Source organism: Leisingera coralii (genome assembly GCF_049056525.1).
Taxonomy (GTDB): domain Bacteria; phylum Pseudomonadota; class Alphaproteobacteria; order Rhodobacterales; family Rhodobacteraceae; genus Leisingera; species Leisingera coralii.
The window spans coordinates 106190-129830 of the sequence record NZ_JBHUPT010000002.1; the positions used below are offsets into that span (position 1 = coordinate 106190).

Annotated in this window: 22 protein-coding genes; 11 read left to right on the plus strand and 11 right to left on the minus strand. The window is 65.9% G+C overall.

The window, feature by feature from the left end:
* The first annotated feature begins 90 nt into the window (after positions 1–90).
* The 4 genes from mtgA to ACFMBG_RS00995 all read left to right on the plus strand — a co-directional run bounded on the left by mtgA (position 91) and on the right by ACFMBG_RS00995 (position 4759).
* The gene (gene mtgA / locus ACFMBG_RS00980; protein ID WP_421052865.1) at positions 91–828 is read left to right on the plus strand and encodes a monofunctional biosynthetic peptidoglycan transglycosylase; all 738 of its coding nucleotides are present in this window, start codon (positions 91–93) and stop codon (positions 826–828) included.
* A 65-nt stretch (positions 829–893) separates the two neighbouring features.
* On the plus strand, positions 894–1559 hold the full coding sequence (gene fzlA, locus ACFMBG_RS00985) for an FtsZ-binding protein FzlA (protein ID WP_421052866.1): 666 nt from the start codon (positions 894–896) through the stop codon (positions 1557–1559).
* Between the two features lie 77 nt (positions 1560–1636).
* The gene (queG, locus tag ACFMBG_RS00990; RefSeq protein ID WP_421052867.1) at positions 1637–2680 is read left to right on the plus strand and encodes a tRNA epoxyqueuosine(34) reductase QueG; all 1044 of its coding nucleotides are present in this window, start codon (positions 1637–1639) and stop codon (positions 2678–2680) included.
* Between the two features lie 72 nt (positions 2681–2752).
* A complete protein-coding gene (locus ACFMBG_RS00995; RefSeq protein ID WP_421052868.1) occupies positions 2753–4759 on the plus strand; it encodes a hydantoinase/oxoprolinase N-terminal domain-containing protein in 2007 nt (668 codons plus the stop codon).
* A gap of 151 nt (positions 4760–4910) precedes the next feature.
* Here ACFMBG_RS00995 and msrA read toward each other — a convergent pair whose 3' ends face one another.
* The 8 genes from msrA to ade form a co-directional block, all read right to left on the minus strand.
* A complete protein-coding gene (msrA, locus tag ACFMBG_RS01000) occupies positions 4911–5426 on the minus strand; it encodes a peptide-methionine (S)-S-oxide reductase MsrA (protein ID WP_421052869.1) in 516 nt (171 codons plus the stop codon).
* Entirely contained in the window at positions 5423–5872 is a 450-nt protein-coding gene (gene msrB / locus ACFMBG_RS01005; RefSeq protein ID WP_421052870.1) for a peptide-methionine (R)-S-oxide reductase MsrB, read from the minus strand. Before msrB ends, msrA begins: the two co-directional genes overlap by 4 nt.
* 124 nt (positions 5873–5996) lie before the next feature.
* On the minus strand, positions 5997–6560 hold the full coding sequence (locus ACFMBG_RS01010; protein WP_421052871.1) for a DUF4202 domain-containing protein: 564 nt from the start codon (positions 6558–6560) through the stop codon (positions 5997–5999).
* A gap of 100 nt (positions 6561–6660) precedes the next feature.
* Positions 6661–7566: a DMT family transporter gene (locus ACFMBG_RS01015; protein ID WP_421052872.1), complete on the minus strand. Its 906-nt coding sequence runs from the start codon at positions 7564–7566 to the stop codon at positions 6661–6663.
* Positions 7567–7637: 71 nt separating this feature from the next.
* On the minus strand, positions 7638–8261 hold the full coding sequence (locus tag ACFMBG_RS01020) for a LysE family translocator (protein WP_421052873.1): 624 nt from the start codon (positions 8259–8261) through the stop codon (positions 7638–7640).
* 166 nt (positions 8262–8427) lie between these two features.
* Positions 8428–8715: an HU family DNA-binding protein gene (locus tag ACFMBG_RS01025; RefSeq protein WP_008553440.1), complete on the minus strand. Its 288-nt coding sequence runs from the start codon at positions 8713–8715 to the stop codon at positions 8428–8430.
* A gap of 140 nt (positions 8716–8855) precedes the next feature.
* Positions 8856–10322, minus strand: coding sequence for an AMP nucleosidase (locus tag ACFMBG_RS01030; protein ID WP_421052874.1), 1467 nt, complete (start codon positions 10320–10322; stop codon positions 8856–8858).
* A complete protein-coding gene (gene ade, locus ACFMBG_RS01035; RefSeq protein WP_421052875.1) occupies positions 10319–12121 on the minus strand; it encodes an adenine deaminase in 1803 nt (600 codons plus the stop codon). The genes ACFMBG_RS01030 and ade overlap by 4 nt, the downstream gene beginning before the upstream one ends.
* Before the next feature lie 141 nt (positions 12122–12262).
* Here ade and ACFMBG_RS01040 point away from each other — a divergent pair, with 141 nt between their 5' ends.
* The gene (locus ACFMBG_RS01040) at positions 12263–12685 is read left to right on the plus strand and encodes a VOC family protein (RefSeq protein WP_421052876.1); all 423 of its coding nucleotides are present in this window, start codon (positions 12263–12265) and stop codon (positions 12683–12685) included.
* An 83-nt stretch (positions 12686–12768) separates the two neighbouring features.
* Positions 12769–13959: a hypothetical protein gene (locus ACFMBG_RS01045; RefSeq protein WP_421052877.1), complete on the plus strand. Its 1191-nt coding sequence runs from the start codon at positions 12769–12771 to the stop codon at positions 13957–13959.
* Positions 13960–13990: 31 nt separating this feature from the next.
* Here ACFMBG_RS01045 and ACFMBG_RS01050 read toward each other — a convergent pair whose 3' ends face one another.
* Entirely contained in the window at positions 13991–14950 is a 960-nt protein-coding gene (locus ACFMBG_RS01050) for a GlxA family transcriptional regulator (protein WP_421052878.1), read from the minus strand.
* An 80-nt stretch (positions 14951–15030) separates the two neighbouring features.
* On the opposite strand from ACFMBG_RS01050, the gene ACFMBG_RS01055 reads away from it, so the two are divergent.
* From ACFMBG_RS01055 to ACFMBG_RS01070, 4 genes are all read left to right on the plus strand, one after another.
* A complete protein-coding gene (locus ACFMBG_RS01055; protein ID WP_421052879.1) occupies positions 15031–16194 on the plus strand; it encodes an acyl-CoA dehydrogenase family protein in 1164 nt (387 codons plus the stop codon).
* A 3-nt stretch (positions 16195–16197) separates the two neighbouring features.
* Positions 16198–16494, plus strand: a complete 297-nt coding sequence (locus ACFMBG_RS01060; RefSeq protein ID WP_421052880.1) for an Rdx family protein — start codon at positions 16198–16200, stop codon at positions 16492–16494.
* Positions 16495–16723: 229 nt separating this feature from the next.
* On the plus strand, positions 16724–18754 hold the full coding sequence (locus ACFMBG_RS01065) for an acetate--CoA ligase family protein (protein WP_421052881.1): 2031 nt from the start codon (positions 16724–16726) through the stop codon (positions 18752–18754).
* A gap of 50 nt (positions 18755–18804) precedes the next feature.
* The gene (locus ACFMBG_RS01070) at positions 18805–19602 is read left to right on the plus strand and encodes a carnitinyl-CoA dehydratase (RefSeq protein WP_421052882.1); all 798 of its coding nucleotides are present in this window, start codon (positions 18805–18807) and stop codon (positions 19600–19602) included.
* Positions 19603–19942: 340 nt separating this feature from the next.
* Here the strand turns inward: ACFMBG_RS01070 and ACFMBG_RS01075 are convergent, their stop codons facing one another.
* Entirely contained in the window at positions 19943–20590 is a 648-nt protein-coding gene (locus ACFMBG_RS01075; RefSeq protein ID WP_421052883.1) for a class I SAM-dependent DNA methyltransferase, read from the minus strand.
* Positions 20591–20664: 74 nt separating this feature from the next.
* Between ACFMBG_RS01075 and ACFMBG_RS01080 the strand changes: the two genes are divergently transcribed.
* Positions 20665–21534, plus strand: a complete 870-nt coding sequence (locus ACFMBG_RS01080; RefSeq protein WP_421052884.1) for an SDR family oxidoreductase — start codon at positions 20665–20667, stop codon at positions 21532–21534.
* A gap of 131 nt (positions 21535–21665) precedes the next feature.
* On the opposite strand, the gene dxs is transcribed toward ACFMBG_RS01080, so the two are convergent.
* Positions 21666–23594 (minus strand): 1-deoxy-D-xylulose-5-phosphate synthase, encoded by a 1929-nt coding sequence (dxs, locus tag ACFMBG_RS01085; RefSeq protein ID WP_421052885.1) that lies wholly within the window; start codon positions 23592–23594, stop codon positions 21666–21668.
* Positions 23595–23641: the final 47 nt, after the last annotated feature.

Consider the following 23641-nt stretch of genomic DNA (forward strand, 5'->3'; position numbering starts at 1 on the left):
CCCCTGTTCCCGGAAAATCCCAACCGGCGGATTACGGCAGCAGGGCAACTGACCCTTTGTGAATGCCCCTCTGCCGTCCTATAGAGGGACATGGCCAAGGCAGTTGCAAAGAAGAAGAAACCCAAGAGCAGCAAGAAGACGGCGAAGCGGCAGATTCAGCCGCTGCGCTGGCTGCGGCGCTGGATCTTGCGCGCGGTGCTTGCGGTTGCGGCGGTCTTTCTGTTCCTCATCCTGCTGTTTTCGGTGGTGAATCCGCCGGTCACCCATACCATCTGGGCCGAGCAGCGGCGGCTGGGCGAGGTCGACCGGATGTGGGTGCCGCTGGAGGAGATGGCGCCGGTGCTGGCGCGTTCCGTCGTGGCGGCGGAGGATGCGCAGTTCTGCCGTCATTGGGGCTTTGATGCCCGCGCCATTCAGGCCGCGATCGAGGCAGGCGGCAGCCGCGGCGGCTCGACCATCTCGCAGCAGGTGGTGAAGAACGTGTTCCTGTGGCAGGGCCGCAGCTGGCCGCGCAAGGTGCTGGAGACGCTGCTGACCCCGGTGGTGGAAATTGTCTGGAGCAAGCGGCGGATCCTGGAGGTCTATCTGAACGTCGCCGAGATGGACGAGGGCGTGTTCGGGGCCGAGGCCGCGGCGCGCAAGTATTTCGGCGTCGGCCCGGATGAGCTGAGCGCCCGCCAGGCGGCTTTGATCGCCGCGGTGCTGCCCAATCCCAAGGAGCGCTCCGCCCGCCGCCCCAGCGGTTTCGTGCAGCGCCGGGCGGGGCAGATCATGGACGGGGCGGCCACCATTCGCGCAGACGGGCGGGTGGATTGTTTCGAGGATTGAATCTTTCTCCCGGCCAAGGCATTGCTGGGTATCCGTAGTAACGTTTCTGGAGATCCCCTGTAGCCATGGCGCGCCTGTACCACGTTCCCCTGTCCCCCTTTTGCCGCAAGGTGCGGCTGTCGCTGGCGGAGAAGAAGATCGAGGTTGAGCTGGTCGAGGAGCGCTATTGGGAGCAGGATCCCGATTTCCTGCGCCGCAACCCGGCGGCCAAGGTGCCGGTGATCCGGCTGGATGGCCAGATGATGGCCGAAAGCGCGGCGATCTGCGAATACCTGGAGGACACCAGGCCGGAGCCGCCCTTGATGCCCAAAGACGCCGCGGGCCGCTATGAGGTGCGCCGGCTGGTGAGCTGGTTTGACGACAAGTTCCACCACGAGGTGACCTCCAAGCTGCTGTATGAGCGGGTGAACAAGAAAATCACCGGCGAGGGCTATCCGGACAGCCGCAACGTCAAGGCCGGCGCCAAGGCGATCAAATACCACCTGGATTACATGGCCTGGCTGCTGGACCACCGGCGCTGGCTGGCCGGAGACATGATGACGCTGGCGGATTTTGCCGCGGCCGCGCATCTGTCGTCGCTGGACTACATCTCGGATGTGGACTGGAACCGGTCGGCGGTGGTCAAGGACTGGTATGCCAAGATCAAGTCGCGGCCTGCGTTCCGCTCGATCCTGGCCGATCAGGTGCCGGGCTTCCGGCCGCCGCCGCATTACACTGACCTGGATTTCTGATATCAACGGGGTTAGGGGGCTGTCTGCCCCCTCTTGAGCCTGCGGCTCAATTCACCCCCGAGGATATTTTCAGCCAGATGAAAGACGGATCCGGCATCAAGCAAAGACTGGTCGCTCAGGCGCTGGCGGAGGGGTTTGTCTCCTGCCGGGTCTGCCGCCCGTGGGATGTGCCGGAGGTGCCTGGACGGCTGCAGGCCTTTCTGGATGCGGGTTATCACGGGCAGATGGGCTGGATGGCGGAGCGCACCCATTGGCGGGGGGATCCGGCGCAGCTGTGGCCCGAGGCGCGGTCGGTGATCATGCTGGCGGAGAGCTATACGCCTGATGAGGACCCGATGGCGGTGGTGGGGCAGGCGGACCGCGGCGCGGTCTCGGTCTATGCGCGCAACAAGGACTACCACGACCTGGTGAAGAAGCGGCTGAAACGGCTGGCGCGCTGGCTGATTGCGGAGGCCGGCGAGGGTTGCGAGGTGAAGGTCTTTGTCGACACCGCACCGGTGCCGGAGAAGGCTCTGGGGCAGGCGGCGGGGCTGGGCTGGCAGGGCAAGCACAGCAACCTGGTGAGCCGGGATTGGGGCAATTGGGCCTTTTTAGGCTCTGTTTTCACCACGCTGAACCTGCCTGCGGATGAGGCGGAGCGGGACCGCTGCGGGTCCTGCCGGGCCTGTCTGGACAGCTGCCCGACCGATGCCTTTCCAGCGCCCTACCAGGTCGATGCGCGGCGCTGCATCTCCTATCTGACCATCGAGCACAAAGGGCCGGTGGAGGAGGAACTGCGGGAGAAGATGGGCAACCGGATCTATGGCTGCGACGATTGCCTGGCGGCCTGCCCGTGGAACAAGTTTGCGGTAGCGGCCAGCGACATGCGCTATGCCGCGCGCGAGGAGCTGAAGGCGCCGCGGCTGGTAGAACTGGCGGCGCTGGATGATGCGGCGTTCCGGGCGATGTTCTCCGGCTCGCCGATCAAGCGGATCGGGCGGGACCGGTTTGTGCGCAATGTGCTCTATGCCATTGGCAATTCCGGCCTGGTGGACCTGCGGGAAGTGGCGCGCGGGCTGGCGGAGGATCCGGATCCGGCGGTGGCCGATGCGGCGCGCTGGGCGGTTCAAAGGCTTTCGTGACGCAAACAGGATGGACGGGCCGCAAATAGGCGTTACACCCGGTCCGGCGAACAGAATTTGAGAGGGCTGGGCATGGCGCTGTTGCTGGGAGTGGACACGGGCGGAACCTATACCGATGCGGTGCTGATCCGCGACGAGAAGGAGGTGATCGCCTCGGCCAAGTCGCTGACCACGAGGCAGGATCTGGCGATTGGCGTTGGCGGCGCGATCCGGGCGGTGCTGGAGCAGTCCGGAGTGAAGCCGGAGGACGTGTCGCTGGCCGCGTTGTCGACCACGCTGGCGACCAATGCGCTGGTCGAGGGACAGGGCGGCCGGGTGGCGCTGATCTACATCGGCTTTAAGGAGGACGATCTGGACCGGCACGGGCTGAAGGATGCGCTGAAGGGCGATCCGGCACTGGTGCTGGCGGGCGGCCATACCCATGCGGGCAGCGAGGCGGCGCCCCTGGATGTGGAGTCGCTGGAGATGTTTCTGCGCACCGAGGGGCAGGGGGTGACGGGTTTTGCCGTGGCCGGTGTCTTTGCCACCCGGAACCCGGCGCATGAGATGGAGGCCGCGCGGATCATTCATGAGCTGACCAGTGCGCCGGTGACCTGTTCGCACCAGCTGTCGGCCAAGCTGAACGGGCCCAAGCGGGCGGTGACGGCAGTGCTGAACGCGCGTCTGATCGGGATGATCGACCGGCTGATCGGCCGGGCGCAGGACACGCTGCGCGACCTTGGCATCGAGGCGCCGATGATGGTGGTGCGCGGCGACGGGGCGTTGATGAGCGGCGAACAGGCGCGTGAGCGGCCGATCGAAACCATTCTGTCGGGACCGGCGGCCTCGATCGTGGGGGCGCGCTGGATGACCGGTGTGGAGCATGCGCTGGTCAGTGATATCGGTGGCACCACCACCGATGTGGCGCTGATCCGGGACGGCAAGCCGGCGATTGACCCGGCCGGTGCCCGGGTCGGTGAGTTCCGCACCATGGTCGAGGCGGTGGCGATGCGCACCACCGGCCTGGGCGGCGACAGCCAGGTGCATCTGAACACCAGCGGCCTGGCCGGCGGGCTGACCCTGGGGCCGCGGCGGGTGGTGCCGGTCTCGCTGATTGCCACGGATGCGCCGGAGGTGGTGCACGCGGCGCTGGACGAACAGCTGCGCAATACAACGGTGGGCGAGTTTGACGGCCGGTTCGTCCGCGCGGTGCCGGGGGTGCCGGTGGCGGGGCTCAGCGAGCGCGAGGCCGGGCTGCTGGCGCGGATCGGGATGCAGGTGCACCCGCTGGGAAGCATTCTGCGGACCCGGATGGAGCACGGCTCGCTGAACCGGCTGGTCGACCGCGGGCTGGTGCAGGTGTCGGGGGTGACACCTTCGGATGCGAGTCATGTGCTGGGCCGGGTCGATGCCTGGGATGGGCAAGCGGCGGAGAAGGCGCTGACCCTCTTTGCCCGCCGCCGGGTGGGCAGCGGCGACATGGCGGCGAAGGATGCGGAAACGATGGCGCAGATGATCATCGATCAGCTGACCGAACAGACCGCTTTGACCCTCTTGGAGTCCGCGTTTGCGGAAGAGGCCGAGAGCTTTGGCCTGCCGGAAAGGGAACTGGCGCGGCATGTGCTGCTGCAGAAGGGGCTTGCCCGGCACCGCGGTCTGCTGGCGCTGGATGCCTCGATGAATGTGGATGTGGTGGGGCTGGGCGCCTCTGCCCCCGGCTATTATCCGGCGGTGGGGGAGCGGCTGCGCTGCAACATGATCCTGCCGGAACACGCAGGCGTGGCCAATGCCATTGGCGCGGTTGTGGGCCGGGTCACCATGCGGCGCAGCGGCACCGTGACGTCCCCGGCGGAGGGCAAGTACCGGGTGCATCTGGAGAGCGGCCCGGTGGATTTCCCGGCCTCCGATGCAGCGCTGGCGGCGCTGGAGACGGCCTTGGCCGAGGAGGCGCGCGGCGCGGCGGAGGATGCCGGTGCCGAGGATATTCACGTGCATGTGGAGCGGGATATCCGCACCGCGCAGGTGGAATCGCGGGAGGTGTTCGTCGAGGGCACGCTGACGGTGGAGGCCAGCGGCCGGCCGCGGGTGGCGCACGCCTAGGTGTCCTGGGCTGTAAAGCGGGTTTTCCGGGAAAACCCGCTGCCTCCGGCGGGGATATTTTTGGCCAGAAGAAGCACGGATGCTGGCTGCAGATCTGGCGTTTGAAAAGCCCCGCCGGTGTTCGGCGGGGCTGAAAGCGCTTTGTCAGAGCCTATTCTGCGGCGGCGCCGCGTTTGGGCAGCACCCAGTCGGGGCGCGGGAAATGGCAGGTGTAACCATTGGGCAGCCGCTGCAGATAGTCCTGATGCTCCGGCTCCGCTTCCCAGAAATCGCCCGCGGGCTCGACCTCGGTCACCACCTTGCCGGGCCAGATGCCGGAGGCATCGACGTCGGCGATGGTGTCCTCGGCCACCGCTTTCTGGGCGTCGTCCACGTAGTAGATCGCGGAGCGGTAGCTCATGCCGATGTCATTGCCCTGGCGGTTCAGGGTGGTCGGGTCATGGATCTGGAAGAAGAACTCCAAGAGCTCCCGGTAGGAGATGACGGCGGGGTCGAAGATGATCTCGATCCCTTCGGCATGGGTGCCGTGGTTCTTGTAGGTGGCGTTGGGCACGTCGCCGCCGGTATAGCCGACGCGGGTGCTGATGACGCCGGGGCGCTTGCGGATCAGTTCCTGCATGCCCCAGAAACAGCCGCCTGCCAGGACGGCGCGTTCGGTGGTGCTCATTTCACGACCTCCACTTGGTTGATGTAGGCGCCATAGCCCTCGGCCTCCATGTCGTCCAGGTGGACGAACCGCAGGGAGGCGGAGTTGATGCAGTAGCGCAGGCCGCCGCGGTCCATCGGGCCGTCCGGGAAGACATGGCCCAGGTGGCTGTCGCCATGGGTGGAGCGGACCTCGGTGCGGATCATGCCGAGGCTGCGGTCCTCCAGTTCCTGGATATGGGCGGATTCGATCGGCTTGGTGAAACTGGGCCAGCCGCAGCCCGACTCATACTTGTCGGAGGAGGCAAACAGCGGCTCGCCCGAGACGATGTCGACATAGATGCCCGGCTCCTTGTTATAAAGCAGCTTGCCGGTGCCGGGGCGTTCGGTGCCCGCGTTCTGGGTCACATAGAACTCTTCCTCGGAGAGGGCGGCAATGGCGTCCGGGTTCTTGAAGTATTTGGTCATGGTGTCCTCCCGCCTGTTCGCGTTTGGTGCAGAACATGGGGTCTGGATGGGCAAATGCAAAGCCCTGTTACAGGCGGCTCGCAAAGCCGTGTGCTGCAGAGGGCGGGTGCGGGGGCTGGCGCGGTCAGGCAGCGAAGGCGCCGGCCAGGTCGCCGGGCAGGTCGAACTCCCGCAGCACCCGGGCGCGGGCGTCTGCCGACATCTTGCGGGCGGTCTTCTCGACGATGCGCTGCACCTTGTCGGCCGGATGCTTGGCGGCGAAGGGGGCGAAATACCACTTGAGGAAGACAAAGCAGATGATGTCCTCCAGCGCCTGCACCTGATCGTCGCGCTTGATGCCCTCCTTGCGCAGCATCCTGGCGGCGGCCTCCGTATCTTCGGCGCCATAGCCTGCGTCCTGCATCAGGGAGGTGACCACATCGGCGTGATGCACAGCCTCGGCCTTGCGCCAGGCGAGATAGCCGGCCCGGCCTTCGGGGAAGGCATCGCGGGCGAGCTTCCAGCGTTCCACATGCTGGCCGCGGGCGGCGATCTGCAGCACCTCGGAGGCGTCCGGGAACAGGCGTTCCTGCTCCTGGCTCATCCGCTGGCCATAGAGCAGCGCGGCGGGCTGGCCGTCTTCCAGAGTGGGGTCCAAAGCGTTGGCGGCGTCGATCGCCTCCAGCACCTGGGTCAGTTGCGCGCTCATGCTGCGTCCTCCTGTTGGGGTCTTGAGGGTCAGGTTAAGCCGTAAGCGCGAGGGGTTGCAACGGGCCGCGGGTGCCGGGCCCAAGGGGCATGGACGGGCGTCAGCCCGGCTTTGCCGCGCGGGAGAGTTCCTTTTTGCGCCGGCCGGCCTGGCGGGCAAGCTGGACGGCCAGAATGCCGCCGGTGACGATGGCGACGCCCAGCAGGTCGAGCGGGCCCAGTTTTTCACCGAGCAGCACGCTGGCGATGGCCACGCCGAACACCGGGTTCAGGAAGTGGAAGGTGGCGGCGCGCACCGGGCCGATGCGGTTCAGCAGCAGCACCCAGATGAAGGTGGCCATCAGCCCCGGCACGATGGTGGTATAGGTGAAGGCCAGCGCCAGCGGCCAGGTGGGGTGCACGAAAATCTCCTCGGTCAGCGGCGCGGCCACGAACAGGATGGCGGAGCCGACCAGCATCTGCAGCCCCACAACCATCATGAAATTGCCGCCTGAGGTGGCGCCGCGCAGGGCGAGGGTGGCGGCGGTGAGGGCCAGCACGCCAATGACGCAGAGGCCAACGCCCAGGAGGTCGACGCCGGCGCTGAGGCGGGTGCCCATGATCAGCGCGACGCCCAGGATGCCCGCCGCCAGCCCGGCATAGCCCAGCGGCCGCAGCCGCTCGCCGAACAGGGCCCAGCCCGCCAGCGCCACCAGCAGCGGCATGGTGGAGGCGATGATGGCCGCCAAAGACGCCTCGATCCATTGCATGGCGACGAAGTTCAGGCCGAGGTAGAGCGCATTCTGGCAGATGCCGAAAATGACCGTGGCCCGCCACTGGCCCGGCGTCAGCCGCCAAGTCTGCCCCATGGCCCGGGCAATGGCCACACCGATCAGGCCGGAGATCAGGAAGCGGACCGCCAGCGAGAACAGCGGCGAGGCGTCCTGGACAATGATCCGGGCCGAGGTGAAGGCGGAGGACCACATCAGGGCAAAGGCCAGCCCCATGGCAATAGCGCGCGCATCCATCGTGAGTTCCTTTCTCCCGCGGCGGACCTTCGGGGAAATGCGGCAAGAGATCAAGCGGCGCGGCGCCGGGATCAGCTGAGCCGCGCCATCAGAAGCTGCCAGCTGGCAGCGCCGAAGGCGGCGGCAAACAGGGCTTCGAACCCGCGGCGCAGGCGGAGGTAGATGCGGCTGGCGGTGCTGCTGGAGAACAGCAGCGCGTAGCCGTGGAAGATCAGGGTGCTTTGCACCGCGATGGCGGCGATCACCACCAGCAAGGCCGAAGGTTCCGTGCCGGGCGGGATGCCGATGGCGTAGAGCGCGCCGAAGAACAGAATGGCCTTGGGGTTGGTCAGATGAAGCGCCAGCCCCTTGGCATAGGCGGCGCGCAGCGACGGTGCGGCCGAGGGGCGCAGTTCCGGGGCGCCGGAGCGCAGTGCGGAGCGGACCGAGCGCAGGGCCAGATACATCAGGTAGACCGCAGCGAGATAGCGGACCACTTCGAACATCCAGGCATTGGCCAGCATCACGGCCCCGAGGCCGAAGGCGGCGGAGACAGACCAGATCAGCGAGCCGCTGCTGACTCCGGCGGCCAGTGCCAGCCCGGCGGCGCGGCCGCGCTGCATGGAGGTGCCGGCAATGGTCAGCGTTGCAGGTCCGGGGCTGGCGCCGGCCAGCAGTGCAGCACCCAGGATCAGAAGCAGATTGACGTTTTCCATGCTGCGGCTCCCTTGCGGTTTGGTGGCAGGGTGCGCCTCTGGACGGGCGTTTGAAATCAGGAACACTGCGGCGGCGGACGAACCGTCAGCCGGAGCGGGCGGCCGATGCAAAAGAAAAGGGCCGCCCGCGGGGGCAGCCCTGAAACCGTCCGGAAGTTGTCCGGGATCAGCCGTTAACGCTGTCTTTCAGCGCTTTGGCGATGGTCATCTTGACCACCTTGTCGGCTTCCTTGGTGAATTTCTCACCGGTGGCCGGGTTGCGCACTTCGCGCTCGGGGCGCTCACGGCAGTAGATCTTGCCGACGCCCGGCAGGGTCACGGCACCGCCGCCCGACACTTCGCGGGTGATCAGCGAGCAGACCGCTTCCAGCGCAGAACCTGCAGTTTTCTTGTCACTGCCCATTTCCTCGGCCAGTGCGGCTACAAGCTGGGTTTTGGTCATCGGTTTGGACATTCTTCGTCTCCTTAAAGCTGCCCGAACTGTGGGGCCTCATCGCGAGACATTATCGTTATGTTGTATGGTAACACAACTTCTTGTGTGCCCGACATAAGGGAAAACAGGCATTTTTTCCCGGAAAACAGCGAAAATCAGCCTTACAGGAAGGCGGTTTCGTCGAACGAGCGCAATTTCCGGCTGTGCAACCGCTCCAGAGGCATGCCGCGCAAACGCTCCATTGCTCTTATGCCGATTTGCAGGTGGCGTGCAACCTGGGTCCGGTAAAAGTCCGACGCCATGCCCGGCAGCTTCAGCTCGCCGTGCAGCGGCTTGTCGGAGACGCAGAGCAGCGTGCCGTAGGGCACCCGGAAGCGGTAGCCGTTGGCGGCGATGGTGGCGCTTTCCATGTCCAGCGCGATGGCGCGGGACTGGGACAGGCGCTGCACCGGGCCGGACTGGTCCCTGAGTTCCCAGTTGCGGTTGTCGATGGTGGCGACAGTGCCGGTGCGCATGATCCGCTTGAGGTCGAAGCCCTCGTATTCGGTGATCTCCGCCACCGCTTCCTCCAGCGCGACCTGGATTTCCGCCAGCGCCGGGATCGGCGTCCAGATCGGGAGGTCGTCGTCCAGCACGTGATCCTCGCGCAGGTAGCCGTGGGCGAGGACGAAGTCCCCCAGCGCCTGGGTGTTCCGCAGCCCCGCGCAATGGCCGACCATCAGCCAGGCATGCGGGCGCAGCACCGCGATGTGGTCGGTGGCGGTCTTGGCGTTGGAGGGGCCGACACCGATGTTGACCAGGGTGACGCCGTTCCCGTCTTCCCGCTTCAGGTGGTAGGTGGGCATCTGCGGCAGCTTGGCGATTTCCGGGATTTCTCCCGAAGGATCGGTGATCTCGTGATCGCCGGTGCTGACAAAGCTGGTGTAGCCGGAGGCGGGGTCCGCCAGCTGGGCGCGGGCGTAGGCCTCGAACTCGGCCACGTAGAACTGGTAGTTGGTGAACAGCACGTGGTTCTGGAAGTGCTCGGCGCTGGTGGCGGTGTAATGGCTGAGCCGGGCCAGGGAGTAGTCGATGCGCTGGGCGGTGAACAGCGACAGCGGGCCGGTGCCGTTGGCGGGCTGATGGGTGCCGTTGACGATGTCGTCATTGGTGGTCGACAGGTCCGGCACGTCGAAGACGTCGCGCAGGGTGAACCCGGCGGCGCCGTCCTGGGGCACCGTCAGATCCAGGCGCGAGGCGACCGCAAAATGCACCGGGATCGGGGTGTCCGACACCCCGATGATCACCGGCTGGCCGTGGTTGCGGATCAGCAGGCCGATCTGCTGGATCAGGTAATTGCGGAACAGGTCCGGCCGCGTCACCGTGGTGGCATAAGTGCCGGGCGCGGAGACATGGCCGAAGCTGAGGCGGCTGTCCACCTGGGCGAAGGTCAGGGTGGAGAAGCGGATTTCCGGGTAATAGGCCCGGATGCGCTGGTTGTCCGGCGCGCCGTCGGCCATCGCCCGGGAGAATTCCTCGCAGATGAAGCCGGTGGCCTGCCGGTAGAGCAGTTCCAGCCGGTCGACGGCCTCTGTCGCGTCGTTGAAGCTTTCGGTCGGCGGGTGGCCGGGGTGTTTTGTTGTTATCATTGCGCGGGCTCGATCACCGGGATTTTCTGGAAAGTGCGGACGTCGACAAGGCCAAGGTCGGAGATCCTGAGTTCCGGGATCACCACCAGCGCCAGCAGCGAATGCTGCATATAGGCATTGTTGAGGCTGCAGCCGCAGGCCTGCATCGCCTCCATCATCACCTGCGCCTTGGCGGCGACCTCGGTGGCCGGGCTGTCGGACATCAGGCCGGCAATCGGCAGCTCGACCAGCGCCAGCTCGTGCCCGTCCTTGTAGAGCGTGATGCCGCCGCCGACCTGCGCCAGCCGGTTGGCCGCCAGCGCCATCTGCTCACGGTCGGTGCCGACCACGATCATATGGTGGCTGTCATGCGCGACGGTGGAGGCCATCGCCATCTTGCCGCTGTAGCCGAAGCCGGAAACAAAGGCATTGGTGACGCCGCCGGTGGCGCGGTGGCGCTCGACCAGGGCGATCTGGCAGACCTCACTGGTGCCCTGGACCAGCCCGTCCACCACCGGCAGTTCCGCCTGCAGTGCCTTGGTCGGGGCCTGGTTTTCGACCACGCCGATCACATTGGCGGTGACTGCATTGGCGCCCTCGGGGGCGGCGAGTTCGAAGTCTTTTGCGGTCAGCTCATGACCCAGGTGCACGGTGCCGCGGGCGCTGGCGGGCCAGTCGTAATGCGGGCATTCTACCTTGATAGAGCCTGATTCCGCCACGATCTGCCCGCGGGCAACGACCACTTCGATGGGCAGTTCGCGCAAGTCCGAGGTCAGGATCACATCGGCGCGGCGGCCGGGGGTGATGGAGCCGATCTCGCGTTCCAGCCCGAAATGGGTGGCGGTGTTGATCGTCGCCATCTGCAGCGCGATCACCGGGTCGCAGCCGCAGGCAATCGCATGGCGCACCACCCGGTTCATGTGGCCGTCATTGACCAGCGTGCCGGAGTGGCAGTCATCGGTGCACAGAATGAAGTTGCGCGGATCCAGGCCCTTTTCGGTGACGGCAGTGATCTGGCTTTCGACGTCATACCAGGCAGAGCCCAGCCGCATCATCGACCGCATCCCCTGGCGCACCCGGGCGATGGCGTCGGCCTCGCAGGTGCCCTCGTGGTCATCCGCCGGGCCGCCGGCCACATAAGCCGCGAAATCCGGGCCCAGATCGGGGGAGGCGTAATGGCCGCCCACGGTCTTGCCCGCGCGCTGGGTGGCGGCGATTTCGGCCAGCATCTTGGGGTCGGCATTGGCGACGCCGGGGAAGTTCATCATCTCCCCCAGGCCGATGATGCCCGGCCAGTTCATTGCCTCTGCCACATCCTCGGCGGAGATTTCATAGCCGGTGGTCTCCAACCCCGGTGCAGAGGGCGCGCAGCTGGGCATCTGGGTGAAGATGTTGACCGGCTGCATCAGCGCCTCGTCATGCATATAGCGCACGCCGTCCAGACCAAGCACATTGGCGATCTCATGCGGGTCGGTGAACATCGAGGTGGTGCCATGCGGGATTACCGCGCGGGCGAACTCCGCAGGCGTCAGCATGCCGGACTCAATATGCATGTGGGCGTCGCACAGGCCGGGGATCATGTAGCGGCCGTTTGCCTCGATGATCTGGGTGTCCGGCCCGGTGCAATAGGAGGCATCCGGCCCGACATAGGCGATGCGCCCGGCCTTGATCGCAATATCATGGCCCGGCAGCTGCTCGCGGGTGTGGACATTGACCCAGATGCCCTGGCGGATCACCGTATCGGCCGGCGCGCGGCCTGCGGCTACTTCGATCAATTGCGGGGCGGTGTCGGGCCAGCTCGGGAAAATATTATCTGACATAATCCAATTGTTCCGATTGCGGGCGGGAAGGCAAGCGGATTGCTTGCATTGCCATCAAAGCTTCATGCAGGAGGTGGAAAGGCGCCGAAGGCTGACGCATTTGGCATTGCCGCAGGGCGGCGGCTGGGGAAGACTGCGGGCATGGATTATGAACAGACAGACGCGGACAGTTTCGGCCGCTCCCTGCGCGGGATCGGTCTTAATCTTCTGGTGCGGGATGTTCCGGCTGAGGTTGCCTTTTTAGAGACTGTTTTTGCCATGAAAGGCCATCAGGTGAGCAAGGATTTTGCCATTGTCACCTATGGCGGGCAGGTGTTTCAGCTGCACAGGGACGGCACCTATGCGGAAAACCCGCTGCTGGGTCTGCTGCCGGAAAACCCGCCGCGCGGGGCCGGGATAGAGATCCGCCTTTACGACACCGATCCGGATGAGGCTGTGGCCCGGGCGGAAGCCGCGGGGTTCACCATTCTTCAGCCGCCAACGGACAAGCCGCACGGCCTGCGCGAGGCCTATATCCTGTGTGAAAACGGCTATGCCTGGGTGCCCAGCCACCCCAAGGGGTAAGCGGCAGGAATTCCTCCCCTTTCGCCTTGACGACAGCCGGTCCATGCTGCGCTGAACTGTTTGGATGCCGCGAGGGACCGCTGATGCACGCCATTGCCGACACAAATGCGCTGGTCGAGGAGGGGGTTCTGACCCCGGACCAGGCCCGCATCCTCGAGACGCGCTCGCGCGAGGTGATGGTGTCGCTGGCGGTGAATGCGATCCTGTGCTTCGGGATCATCGCCGCCACTGCCGGGTTCATCTTCTGGCTGGCCGATCCGCTGGCGGTGGCTGTCACGGGCATCCTGATGCTGGGCGGCGGGCTGGCGGTTCTGGCGCGCGGCGGCGAGATGCTGCGCATGTTCGGCAACTCCGCCACACTGATCGGCGCGGGGATGCTGATGGGCGGCGCCGGGATCGAGCTGGTGGACAAATACGAGGACATCGCCGGCTGGGTGATGCTGCCCGCCGGCGCGCTGGTGGCGCTGATCTGCACCTGGCGCTGGCGGCACGGGGCCTGGTCCGCGGGGTTTGTGCTGGGCGCGATCCTGCTGATGGGGCTGGCGATGCATCTGGCAGGGATCGAATTGCTGCTGCAGCAATACGGCATCGGCTCACCGCTGCGGAATCTGGCGCTGCTCTACTATGCCGGGGCGCTGGCGCTGGCCGGCTGGCAGGTGGACGTGCGTTTTGTCACCGCGCTGGCGATTGCGCCTTTTGCGCAGATGCTGGAGACCGGCACCAGCTATTTCCACGCGGCCTATGTGTTCTATTCGCCGGAATCCACGCTGACGATCCTGCAGATGGTGCTGCTGATCGTGCTCTGTGTCTGGGGTGCGGCCCGGCTGGCAGATCGCGACGCCCGGCACCTGCGCATCCTGGCGGTTTTGGGGTTTGTAGTCGCCAACCTCTGCGCGCTGGTCGGCTCTCTGTGGGGGGACGTGGTGGGTGAAACCGTCTGGGGACCGGGCCGGTACAGCGACGGTTATGAGGACTGGGAGAGCTACTCCGCCGCGCGCGACGCCTTCCGCGACAGTGCGCTGTTCATCTCCGAAGGCGTGTATTCGGTGCTTTGGGCGGCGGTGCTGGCGGCGGTGATTTTCTGGGCGGCGCAGCGGCACCAGCGCGGGCTGTTCAACGCGGCGCTGACCTTTGCCGCGATCCACGCCTATACGCAGATGTTCGAATCCTTCGCGGATGAGCCGCTGGCCTATGTGATCGGCGGTCTGGCGGCGATCCCGCTGGCCTGGGGGCTGTGGCAGCTGAACCAGTGGATGGCGGCCAGACAGGTCTGAGCTTCAGTGGCGGTGGGCGGAATCGCCCACCCTACGTAGTGTGGGCAATTTGCCCACCGCTGCGCAAAGTTCTGGGCGTTACACCAAACTCTGCCTTGAAGGCCCGGGTCAGCGCGCTGGGGTCGTCATAGCCGCAGCGCAGGGCAATCTCCGAGACGCTCAAAATAGTCTCTAACACCAGCTTTCTGGCCTGTATCAGCCGCAGCCGCCGGTAGACGGCCTGTGGCGTCGCCCCCAGTTCGGCCTTCATCCGGGCCTCCAGATCCTTCTGGCTGCGACCTGCTTTCCTGGCCACGGCAGCAATCGGCAAGGGCGCTTCCAAGTTGGCCTGCATCACCGCAACCGCACGGGCCACGGATTTGCCGCGCACCAGGATCGGGTCCTGGGTCTCGGTTGCTTCCGGCGCCATGAACAGTGTCGCCACCTCCAGCCGCAGCGCTGCCCCGTGCTGCTCACCGATCAGTTCCATCATGGTGTCAAAGGCCGCCAGCGCGCCGGTGCAGGTGATGCGGTCTCCGTCCCACACCTGGCGGGCGCGTTCCGTCTGAACCTCGGGGAAAGCCTCGGTGAAACGGCTCAATTCCTCCCAGTGGATGGTGGCGCGCTTGCCGTCCAGCAGACCGGCCTGCGCCAGAAGCCAGGCGCCTGTGTCAAATCCCGCCAGCACCTTGAAGCGCCGCGCGGCGGACTTCAGCGCCCGGGCGGTGGTCACGGTGGCATGGCGCAGGAAGTCATAGGACGGCATCGCGATCAGCAGATCGCCGCTGCAATCACCCAGCTTCCCATGCGCCCGCACCTCCATCCCCGAGGAGGACACCGCCGGTTTGCCATCCAGCGTCAGGAACCGCCAGGCATAGACCTGCCGCCCGGCGAAAGTGTTGGCGGCGCGCAGCGGCTCCACCGTGTTGGCGAGGCAATGGGCCGAAAACGCGTCAAACAGCAGCACATCCAATTGCTGCACTGCAGCGGTATCTTTTGTCCAGCTTCGCATGATTCTGTCTATCTCTGCATGATGGGTGCCGGCAAGCGGCGTAATCTGATCAGCAACAGATTTGCCGAAGGAAGACCGCCATGCAGTTCGGGATGACCGAAGAACAGTCGATGATCGTTGAGACCACCCGCGCCTTTGTGGAAAAGGAGCTCTATCCGCATGAGGCGGAGATCGAACGCACCGGCCATCTGGACATGGATGTGATCCGCGATGTGCAGAAAAAGGCGATGGAAGCGGGTCTTTATGCCGCCAACATGCCCGAGGAAGTGGGCGGTGCCGGCCTCGATACCCTGACCTGGCTGATGTACGAAAAGGAACTGGGCCGCGCCAACTATGCGCTGCACTGGACCGGCGTGGCGCGGCCGTCGAACATCCTGCTGGCGGGCACCGAGGAACAGAAGGAGAAATACCTGTTCCCCTGCATGAAGGGCGAGAAATGGGATTGCCTGGCGATGACCGAGCCGGATGCGGGTTCTGATCTGCGCGGCATGAAGGCGACCGCGCGCAAGGACGGTGACGACTGGATCCTGAACGGCACCAAGCATTTCATCAGCCACGCGGACATTGCCGATTTTGCCATCTGCTTCATGGCGACCGGGGTCGAGGACACACCGCGCGGGCCGAAGAAGAAGATCACCGCCTTCTTTGTCGACAAGGGCACGCCGGGTTTCGAAGTGCGTGACGGCTACGGCAACGTCAGCCACCGCGGCTACACCAACGCGGTGCTGGAATTCGACGACTGCCGCCTGCCCTCCTCGGCCATTCTGGGCGAGGTCGACAAGGGGTTCGAGGTTGCCAACACCTGGCTGGGCGCCACCCGCCTGCAAGTGGCCGCCACCTGCCTGGGCCGCGCAGAGCGCGCGCTGCAGCACTCGATCGAATACGCCGCCGAGCGCAAACAGTTCGGCCAGCAGATCGGCAAGTTCCAGGGCATCTCCTTCAAGCTGGCCGACATGGCGCTGGAGCTGAAGGCGGCGAACCTCTTGACCTGGGAAGCCGGCTGGAAGTTCGACCAGGGCACCGTCACCGAGAGCGACATGTCGATGGCCAAGCTGAAGGCCACCGAGATGCTGGCCTTTGTCGCGGACGAGGCGATCCAGATCCACGGCGGCATGGGCCTGATGGACGAGCTGCCGCTGGAGCGCATCTGGCGCGACGCGCGGGTGGAGCGTATCTGGGAAGGCACCAGTGAAATCCAGCGGCACATCATCAGCCGCGAGATGCTGCGCGCCGTCGGAGGCTGATCCATGACCCAGACCGGGAAACCAATTGTTACCATTACCTACTGCACCGGCTGCAACTGGCTGCTGCGGGCGGGCTGGATGGCGCAGGAGCTGCTGCAGACTTTCCAGGACCAATTGGGCGGGGTGACACTGGTTCCCGGAGATTTGGGCGGGATCTTTGAGATCCATGTTGACAAGGAGCTGGTCTGGGAACGCAAACGGGACGGCGGCTTTCCGGATGTGAAAGAGCTGAAGACCCGCGTGCGAGACCGGATTGACCCGGACCGGGATCTGGGCCATCTCGACCGGCCGGCACCTTGAAACCCAGCAGTTTTTTCGCCTTCGGCGAGGAGTGAGCAGCGTCCCGGAATTGGTCCGGGGGACCAATTCAGCTGGGAACGGGCGGAGCCCAAATTGACACATGAACCAAGCCTGCGGCAATTTGGGCTCCGCCCGTTCAGGGCTAAAACTGTCCCCCGGACAGTTTTCAAGACGCCCTTCACTCCCCGCCGGAGGCTCCCGAACTCTCAACCAGCGGAACCGCCAGAAAATGACACGCGACCTTTCCCGCCTTTTCCGTCCCAAATCCATAGCTGTGATCGGCGGTGGCTCATGGTGCCGCCTGGTGATCGAGCAGTGCCAGAAGATGGGGTTTGAGGGCACCATCTGGCCCGTCCACCCCAAGGCCGGCGAGGTCGCGGGCCTGCCTGCCTTCAAGGACGTGGACAGCCTGCCCGAGGCACCGGATGCGGCCTTCATCGGGGTGAACCGCTTTGTCACCATCGAGGTGGTGCGGGTGCTGTCGGCGCGCGGTGCCGGCGGGGCGGTGTGTTTTGCCTCCGGTTTCCTTGAGGCTGCTGCAGAGGACGCTGAAGGCGCAGATCTGCAGGCGCAATTGCTGGAGGCAGCAGGCGATATGCCCTTCCTCGGCCCCAACTGCTATGGCTTCATTAACTATCTGGACGGCGCGCTGCTGTGGCCGGACCAGCATGGCGGAGCGCGGGCGGAAAAAGGCGTGGCGTTGGTCACCCAAAGCTCCAACATTGCGATCAACCTGACCATGCAGAAACGCGGCCTGCCGGTGGCATATGTGGTGACCGCGGGCAACCAGGCGCAGTCGGGCATTGCCGCGATTGGCGAGGCGCTGCTGGAGGACGACCGCGTCACCGCGCTGGGCCTGCATATCGAGGGCTTTGGCGATCTGCGCGCATTTGAGGCACTGGCAGCGCGGGCCCGCGAACTGGGCAAGCCGGTCATTGCGCTGAAGGTCGGCAAATCGGCCGAGGCCCAGGCCGCAACTGTTTCTCATACCGCCTCGCTTGCAGGCGGCGACGCGGGGGCCGGGGCTTTGCTCTCGCGCCTTGGCATTCCGCGTCTTGATGACCTGCCGTCCTTCCTGGAGACGCTGAAGCTGTTGCATGTGACGGGGCGTTTGCCCTCGAACCGCATCGCAAGCATCAGCTGCTCCGGAGGGGAGGCAAGCCTGGCTGCGGATACAGGCCACACGCGGGGGGTGGAGTTCCCGCCCTTGAATGCGCGCCAGAAGACGGATCTGCGGGAGGCGCTGGGTCCGATGGTGGCGCTGGCCAATCCGCTCGACTACCACACTTATATCTGGCGCGATGCCGAGGCGATGACCCGGGCGTTTGCGGCGATGATGGACCCGCAGCTGGCGATGACCATGCTGATCGTCGATTTCCCGCGCGGTGACCGCTGCGATGCGTCGGACTGGGAATGCGCGATCCAGGCCGCGATCGGCTCGCACGAGCGGACCGGGGCCAACGTCGGTCTGGTGGCGACGTTGCCCGAATTGCTGCCGGAGGATGTGGCGGCCCGGCTGATGGAAGCGGGGGTGGTTCCATTTGCCGGCCTCAGCGAGGCCATCGCCGCCTGCGAGGCCGCCAGCCTGCCGCTGCCGGACCTGCCGGTACCGCTGTTGCTGCCGACACCAGCCGTGGACCCCGACCTGGTGCCGGAGGCCGAGGCTAAGTGGCAATTGGCAAGTTACGGTCTGCGCGTTCCGCGCTCCAAGCGGGCGGCCTCGGCCACCAATGCCCGCGCGGTGGCGGTGGATGTCGGCTTCCCGGTCGTGCTGAAGGGCGAGGGCGTAGCTCACAAGACCGAGGCAGGCGCCGTGGCTTTGAACCTGAACTCTGGACAGGAGGTGAGCGATGCCGCCTTCAACATGCCGGCCTCGCGTTTCCTGGTCGAGGAGATGGTCACCGGCGCGGTCGCAGAGCTGCTGATCGGCGTGGTCAAGGATCCGGCGCATGGCTTTGTCATGACCCTGGCGGCGGGCGGTACCCTGACCGAGCTGATGCAGGACAGCGCCTCCTTCCTGCTGCCGGCTTCGGATGCGGAAATCAAAACCGCACTGAAGTCCCTGCGCATGGCGAAGCTGCTGGATGGCTACCGCGGCGCCCCTGCTGCGGACCGCGAGGCGATCCTGCGCGCCATCCGCGCGGTGGAAGCCTATGTGATGGAAAACGCGCTGGGGCTGGAAGAGATCGAGATCAACCCGCTGCTCTGCACGCCTTCGGATGCGGTGGCGGCGGATGCGCTGATGCGCCGGAAATACTGAGGCTTCGGCCTGGACAAGGAACGGCATGACCCATGCCAGGAGGAGACAACATGAGTGAAAACCCAGAGAACAGCCCTGTGAAAACCCGCCGCGACGGCGCCATTCTGGAAGTGACGCTGGACCGGCCCAAGGCCAACGCCATCGACCTTCAGACCAGCCGGGTGATGGGAGAGGTCTTCCGTGACTTCCGCGATGATCCGGAACTGCGGGTGGCGATCCTGACCGGCGGCGGCGGGAAGTTCTTTTGCCCGGGCTGGGACCTGAAGGCGGCCGCTGACGGCGATGCGGTGGATGGCGACTATGGCGTGGGCGGCTTTGGCGGGCTGCAGGAGCTGCGTGATATGAACAAGCCGGTGATCGCCGCCGTGAACGGCATCGCCTGCGGCGGTGGTCTGGAGCTGGCGCTGTCGGCGGACATGATCATCGCCGCCGATCACGCGACCTTTGCGCTGCCGGAGATCCGCTCCGGCACGGTGGCGGACGCGGCCAGCGTGAAGCTGCCCAAGCGCATCCCCTATCACATCGCCATGGAGCTGCTGCTGACCGGGCGCTGGTTCGATGCCGAAGAGGCCAACCGCTGGGGGCTGGTGAATGAGATCGTGGCGGCGGATCAGCTGATGGACCGCGCCTGGGAACTGGCTCGGCTGCTCGCGTCCGGCCCACCGCTGGTCTACGCGGCGATCAAGGAGATCGTGCGCGATGCCGAGGACAGCAAGTTCCAGGACGCGATGAACCGGATCACCCGCCGGCAGCTGCAGACGGTGGATGTTCTCTACGGCTCCGAGGACAACCTGGAAGGCGCCCGCGCCTTTGCCGAGAAACGCGATCCGGTCTGGAAGGGGCGCTGACGCAGCGCGCCGTCAGGCGGGCTGCCGGGCCCAAGGCTGCGGGTGGCATCGAAGATGCCGCCCAAAGGCGCGGGAGCTCCCGCCTGCTCCGGAACATCTGAAGATGTGCCTGCACAGTTGGGCCGGGCGCCGCGCGTTGCGCGGCGTTTGGGCTCCGCCCGTTCGAACCCCGAAGGATCCCCCGGATACTTCCCTGTCCGGTTCTTACTGCTGAGAAGCTCTTGAGGAGCAGGTTTGCTCCTCAAGCAGCCAGTCCCAGTGTGTGTCTGTTCTTTCCGCCTCAAGGGGCTGCGCCCATGCTGCCGCATGGCGGCCTTTGGCCGTCCTTGACCCGGAAAGATCAGAGGGGGCCTTGGTCCTTCTGGAACACGGCAATCAGGGCGGTGTCGTCCTTGTGCGCACCGGCCGCCCGGGAGCCGTAGATCCGCACCTCGGGCAGGGTGAGGTTCTTGATCCATTGCCCGCGCAGCAGTCGGCCGAAAGCCTCGGCAAAGCCTGCTTTTTCGTAGAACCTGGCATTCACCGACAGGGCAAACCAGGCATCGGGCGCGGCCACCCGCAGCAGGGCAGGCAGGACTTCGGGGCCGAGGTGGCCGTGGGTGAAGGTGCCGGAGGAGACCACGCCGCGGTAGGAGCCGCGCGGCACCGGGATGCCTTCCAGCAGGTCGGCTTCGATCACGTCGCGGTAGGCGTCCTTGCGCAGGGCTTCGGCCAGCATGGCGGCGCTGATGTCGGTGGCGTCTATGGGGCCAATGCCAAGCGCCTGAAGCGCCTGGCCGCAAAGGCCGGTGCCTGCGCCCACGTCCAGCACCGGGCCGGATCCCCCGGCACCGGCAAAGGCCTTGGCAGTCAATCCGGGCAGGAGATAGTCCTGCCCGGCGGCGAAATCCTGATCGTACGTGCTGGCCCAGTCCCCGTACAGCCGTTTGGAATCGGCAGCTGTGTGCAGGGCGTAGGCGTCTGAAAGTCCCGGTTTCCGATTATCCATGGCGGCCATGAAAAGGCGGCCGGGGATTCGAATCAACCCTTGCGCCCCGGGCGCGGCCAACGCATCTAGGAGCCATGAGGAAAACGCTGCTTTGTCTTGGATTTGGCTATACCGCCCGGGCGCTTGCACCGCGCCTGCTGGCTGACGGATGGCGGGTCATCGGCACCTCGCGGGAGCCTGTCGAGGCTGACGGGGTGGAGATGATCACCTGGCCCGGCCAAGAGGTGCCGCTGGACGGGGTGACACATATCCTGAACTCGATCGGCCCCAATGCAGAGGGCGACCCGGTACTGGCGGCGATGGGCGGCAGGATCGCCAAGGCCCAAGGCCTGGAATGGGTGGGGTATCTGTCGACCACCGCCGTTTACGGCCACCACGACGGGGCCTGGGTGGATGAGGACTCGCCTGTTACCCCATCGAGCCAGCGCGGCGACTGGCGGGCCTTGGCGGAGGCGCAATGGCAGGCGGTCCCTGGACTGCCGCTGCATATTTTCCGGCTGGCCGGCATCTATGGCCCTGGCCGCGGCCCCTTTGCCAAACTGATGGCGGGCAAGGCGCGGCGGATCATCAAGCCGGGGCAGGTGTTCTCGCGTATCCATGTCGAGGACATTGCTCAGGTGCTGGCGGCCTCCATCGCGCAGCCCCGCCCGGGGGCAATCTACAACGTCTGCGATGACGACCCGGCCCCGCCGCAGGATGTGCTGGGCCATGCCGCCGAGCTGCTGGGGCTGCCGGTGCCGGCGGAGGTGCCCTTTGACGAAGCCGGCATGACCCCGATGGCGCGCAGTTTCTATGGCGAGAACAAACGCGTCCGCAACCGCCGCATCAAGGATGAGCTGGGGGTGGAGCTGCTTTACCCGACCTACCGCGAAGGACTGCGTGCGGTGCTGGAGGCCGAGGACATGGAGAGCTTTGTGCCGCCGGCCGAGCCGCCGGGAGTGTGAAATTTGTTAGCCGGGACGCTTGCGGCCCGGCCTGCGCCTGCCTGCCCGTCAAACCGCAAGTTTGCCTGTGGAAAAACGGACAGGCGCATTCGCGCCCGCCCAGACAGGCTCTGGCCTAGAGTTGGGGTAAGTTAGGCCCGCTTCTCGCCAATCGTCGCCACGCCCAGCACGTCCAGCACCTTGGCTTCGATCTGCGGCGCGTTCATGGCTGCGATCTCGTACATGTCTGCCGGGCTGGCCTGGTCGATGAAGGTGTCGGGCAGCACCATGGAGCGGTACTTGAGGCCGCTGTCGAACACACCTTCTTCGGCCAGCAGCTGCGCCACGTGGGAGCCGAAGCCGCCCACCGCCCCTTCCTCGATGGTGATCAGCGCCTCGTGGTCCGCGGCCAGCTGCAGGATCAGGTCGCGGTCCAGCGGCTTGGCAAAGCGGGCGTCGGCAATGGTCGGGGTGATGCCCTTGGCCGCGAGCGATTCTGCGGCCTTTTTGACCTCGCCCAAACGGGTGCCAAAGGACAGCAGTGCCACGCGCTTGCCCTGCTGGATCATCCGGCCCTTGCCGATTTCCAGCACCTCCGGGGTGTCGGGCATCTCGACGCCTTCGCCCTCGCCACGCGGGTAGCGGAAGGCGATGGGACCGTCGTCATGGGCGGCGGCGGTGGCGACCATATGGACCAGCTCGGCCTCGTCGGCGGCGGCCATCACCACCATGCCGGGCAGGTTGGCCATGAACCCGATATCGAAACTGCCGGCGTGGGTTGCACCGTCAGCACCGACCAGCCCGGCGCGGTCGATGGCAAAGCGCACCGGCAGGCGCTGGATCGCCACGTCATGCACCACCTGGTCATAGCCGCGCTGCAGAAATGTGGAATACATCGCGCAAAACGGCTTCATGCCGCCGGCCGCCAGCGCCGCGGCAAATGTGACGCCGTGCTGTTCGGCAATGCCGACGTCGAAGCAGCGCGAAGGATAGCGTTCGGCCATCAGGCTGAGGCCGGTGCCATCGGGCATCGCCGCGGTGACGGTGCAGATCTTGTCGTCCTTGGCAGCGTGCTTCACCAGCTCATTGCCGAAGACAGAGGTGTAGGAGGGCGCGTTGGAGGGCGCCTTTTTCTGCTCGCCGGTCACCATGTCGAACTTGGCAGTGGCGTGGCCCTTGTCGCGGGCGCGCTCGGCGGGGCCGTAGCCCTTGCCCTTCTTGGTCAGCACATGGATCAGGATCGGGCCGGTGGCGCGGGCCTTGACCGTGCGCAGCACCGGCAGCAGCTGGTCCATGTCATGGCCGTCGATGGGGCCGAGGTAGGAGAACCCAAGTGCTTCGAACATGGTGCCGCCGACCGCCATGCCCTTGAGCATGTCCTTGGCGCGTTTGGCGCCCTCGCGGAAGGGTTCCGGCAGCAGCGAGACCGCGCCCTTTGCGGCGGCTTTCAATTCCTGGAACGGCTCGCCCGCGTAAAGGCGGGAGAGGTAGGAGGACAGCGCCCCCACCGGCGGGGCGATCGACATTTCGTTGTCGTTCAGGATCACGAACAGCCGCTTGCCCAGGTGGCCTGCGTTGTTCATCGCCTCAAAGGCCATGCCGGCCGACATCGAGCCGTCGCCGATCACCGCGATGGCGTCGCCGTTGCCCTCGGGGATCACGCCGCCGAGGTCGCGCGCCACGGCAAAGCCAAGTGCTGCGCTGATCGAGGTGGAGCTGTGGGCGGCGCCGAACGGGTCATAAGGCGACTCGGAGCGTTTGGTGAAACCGCTGAGGCCATCCTTCATCCGCAGGGTGCGGATGCGGTCGCGGCGGCCGGTGAGGATCTTGTGCGGGTAGCACTGGTGGGAGACGTCCCAGATCACCTTGTCCCGTGGGGTGTCGAATACCGCGTGCAGGGCGGTGGTCAGTTCCACCACGCCGAGGCCCGCGCCGAGGTGGCCGCCGGTGACGGAAACCGCGGAAATCGTTTCCTGCCGCAGCTCGTGGGCCACCTGCACCAGCTGGGCATCCGTCAGCCCCTTCAGATCCGCGGGGCGCGTGATCTGGTCCAGAAGCGGGGTCTTGGGCCGGTCGGGCATGGTGTCTCCTTGGGCTGCGCCGGGCAGGGTGCGGGGCGTGGCGCGCG

Coding starts and splice junctions, on each gene's coding strand:
- mtgA (WP_421052865.1), top strand. CDS start 91: ATGGCCAAGGCAGTTGCAAAGAAGAAGAAACCCAAGAGCAGCAAGAAG.
- fzlA (WP_421052866.1), top strand. CDS start 894: ATGGCGCGCCTGTACCACGTTCCCCTGTCCCCCTTTTGCCGCAAGGTG.
- queG (WP_421052867.1), top strand. CDS start 1,637: ATGAAAGACGGATCCGGCATCAAGCAAAGACTGGTCGCTCAGGCGCTG.
- ACFMBG_RS00995 (WP_421052868.1), top strand. CDS start 2,753: ATGGCGCTGTTGCTGGGAGTGGACACGGGCGGAACCTATACCGATGCG.
- msrA (WP_421052869.1), bottom strand. CDS start 5,426: ATGAGCACCACCGAACGCGCCGTCCTGGCAGGCGGCTGTTTCTGGGGC.
- msrB (WP_421052870.1), bottom strand. CDS start 5,872: ATGACCAAATACTTCAAGAACCCGGACGCCATTGCCGCCCTCTCCGAG.
- ACFMBG_RS01010 (WP_421052871.1), bottom strand. CDS start 6,560: ATGAGCGCGCAACTGACCCAGGTGCTGGAGGCGATCGACGCCGCCAAC.
- ACFMBG_RS01015 (WP_421052872.1), bottom strand. CDS start 7,566: ATGGATGCGCGCGCTATTGCCATGGGGCTGGCCTTTGCCCTGATGTGG.
- ACFMBG_RS01020 (WP_421052873.1), bottom strand. CDS start 8,261: ATGGAAAACGTCAATCTGCTTCTGATCCTGGGTGCTGCACTGCTGGCC.
- ACFMBG_RS01025 (WP_008553440.1), bottom strand. CDS start 8,715: ATGTCCAAACCGATGACCAAAACCCAGCTTGTAGCCGCACTGGCCGAG.
- ACFMBG_RS01030 (WP_421052874.1), bottom strand. CDS start 10,322: ATGATAACAACAAAACACCCCGGCCACCCGCCGACCGAAAGCTTCAAC.
- ade (WP_421052875.1), bottom strand. CDS start 12,121: ATGTCAGATAATATTTTCCCGAGCTGGCCCGACACCGCCCCGCAATTG.
- ACFMBG_RS01040 (WP_421052876.1), top strand. CDS start 12,263: ATGGATTATGAACAGACAGACGCGGACAGTTTCGGCCGCTCCCTGCGC.
- ACFMBG_RS01045 (WP_421052877.1), top strand. CDS start 12,769: ATGCACGCCATTGCCGACACAAATGCGCTGGTCGAGGAGGGGGTTCTG.
- ACFMBG_RS01050 (WP_421052878.1), bottom strand. CDS start 14,950: ATGCGAAGCTGGACAAAAGATACCGCTGCAGTGCAGCAATTGGATGTG.
- ACFMBG_RS01055 (WP_421052879.1), top strand. CDS start 15,031: ATGCAGTTCGGGATGACCGAAGAACAGTCGATGATCGTTGAGACCACC.
- ACFMBG_RS01060 (WP_421052880.1), top strand. CDS start 16,198: ATGACCCAGACCGGGAAACCAATTGTTACCATTACCTACTGCACCGGC.
- ACFMBG_RS01065 (WP_421052881.1), top strand. CDS start 16,724: ATGACACGCGACCTTTCCCGCCTTTTCCGTCCCAAATCCATAGCTGTG.
- ACFMBG_RS01070 (WP_421052882.1), top strand. CDS start 18,805: ATGAGTGAAAACCCAGAGAACAGCCCTGTGAAAACCCGCCGCGACGGC.
- ACFMBG_RS01075 (WP_421052883.1), bottom strand. CDS start 20,590: ATGGATAATCGGAAACCGGGACTTTCAGACGCCTACGCCCTGCACACA.
- ACFMBG_RS01080 (WP_421052884.1), top strand. CDS start 20,665: ATGAGGAAAACGCTGCTTTGTCTTGGATTTGGCTATACCGCCCGGGCG.
- dxs (WP_421052885.1), bottom strand. CDS start 23,594: ATGCCCGACCGGCCCAAGACCCCGCTTCTGGACCAGATCACGCGCCCC.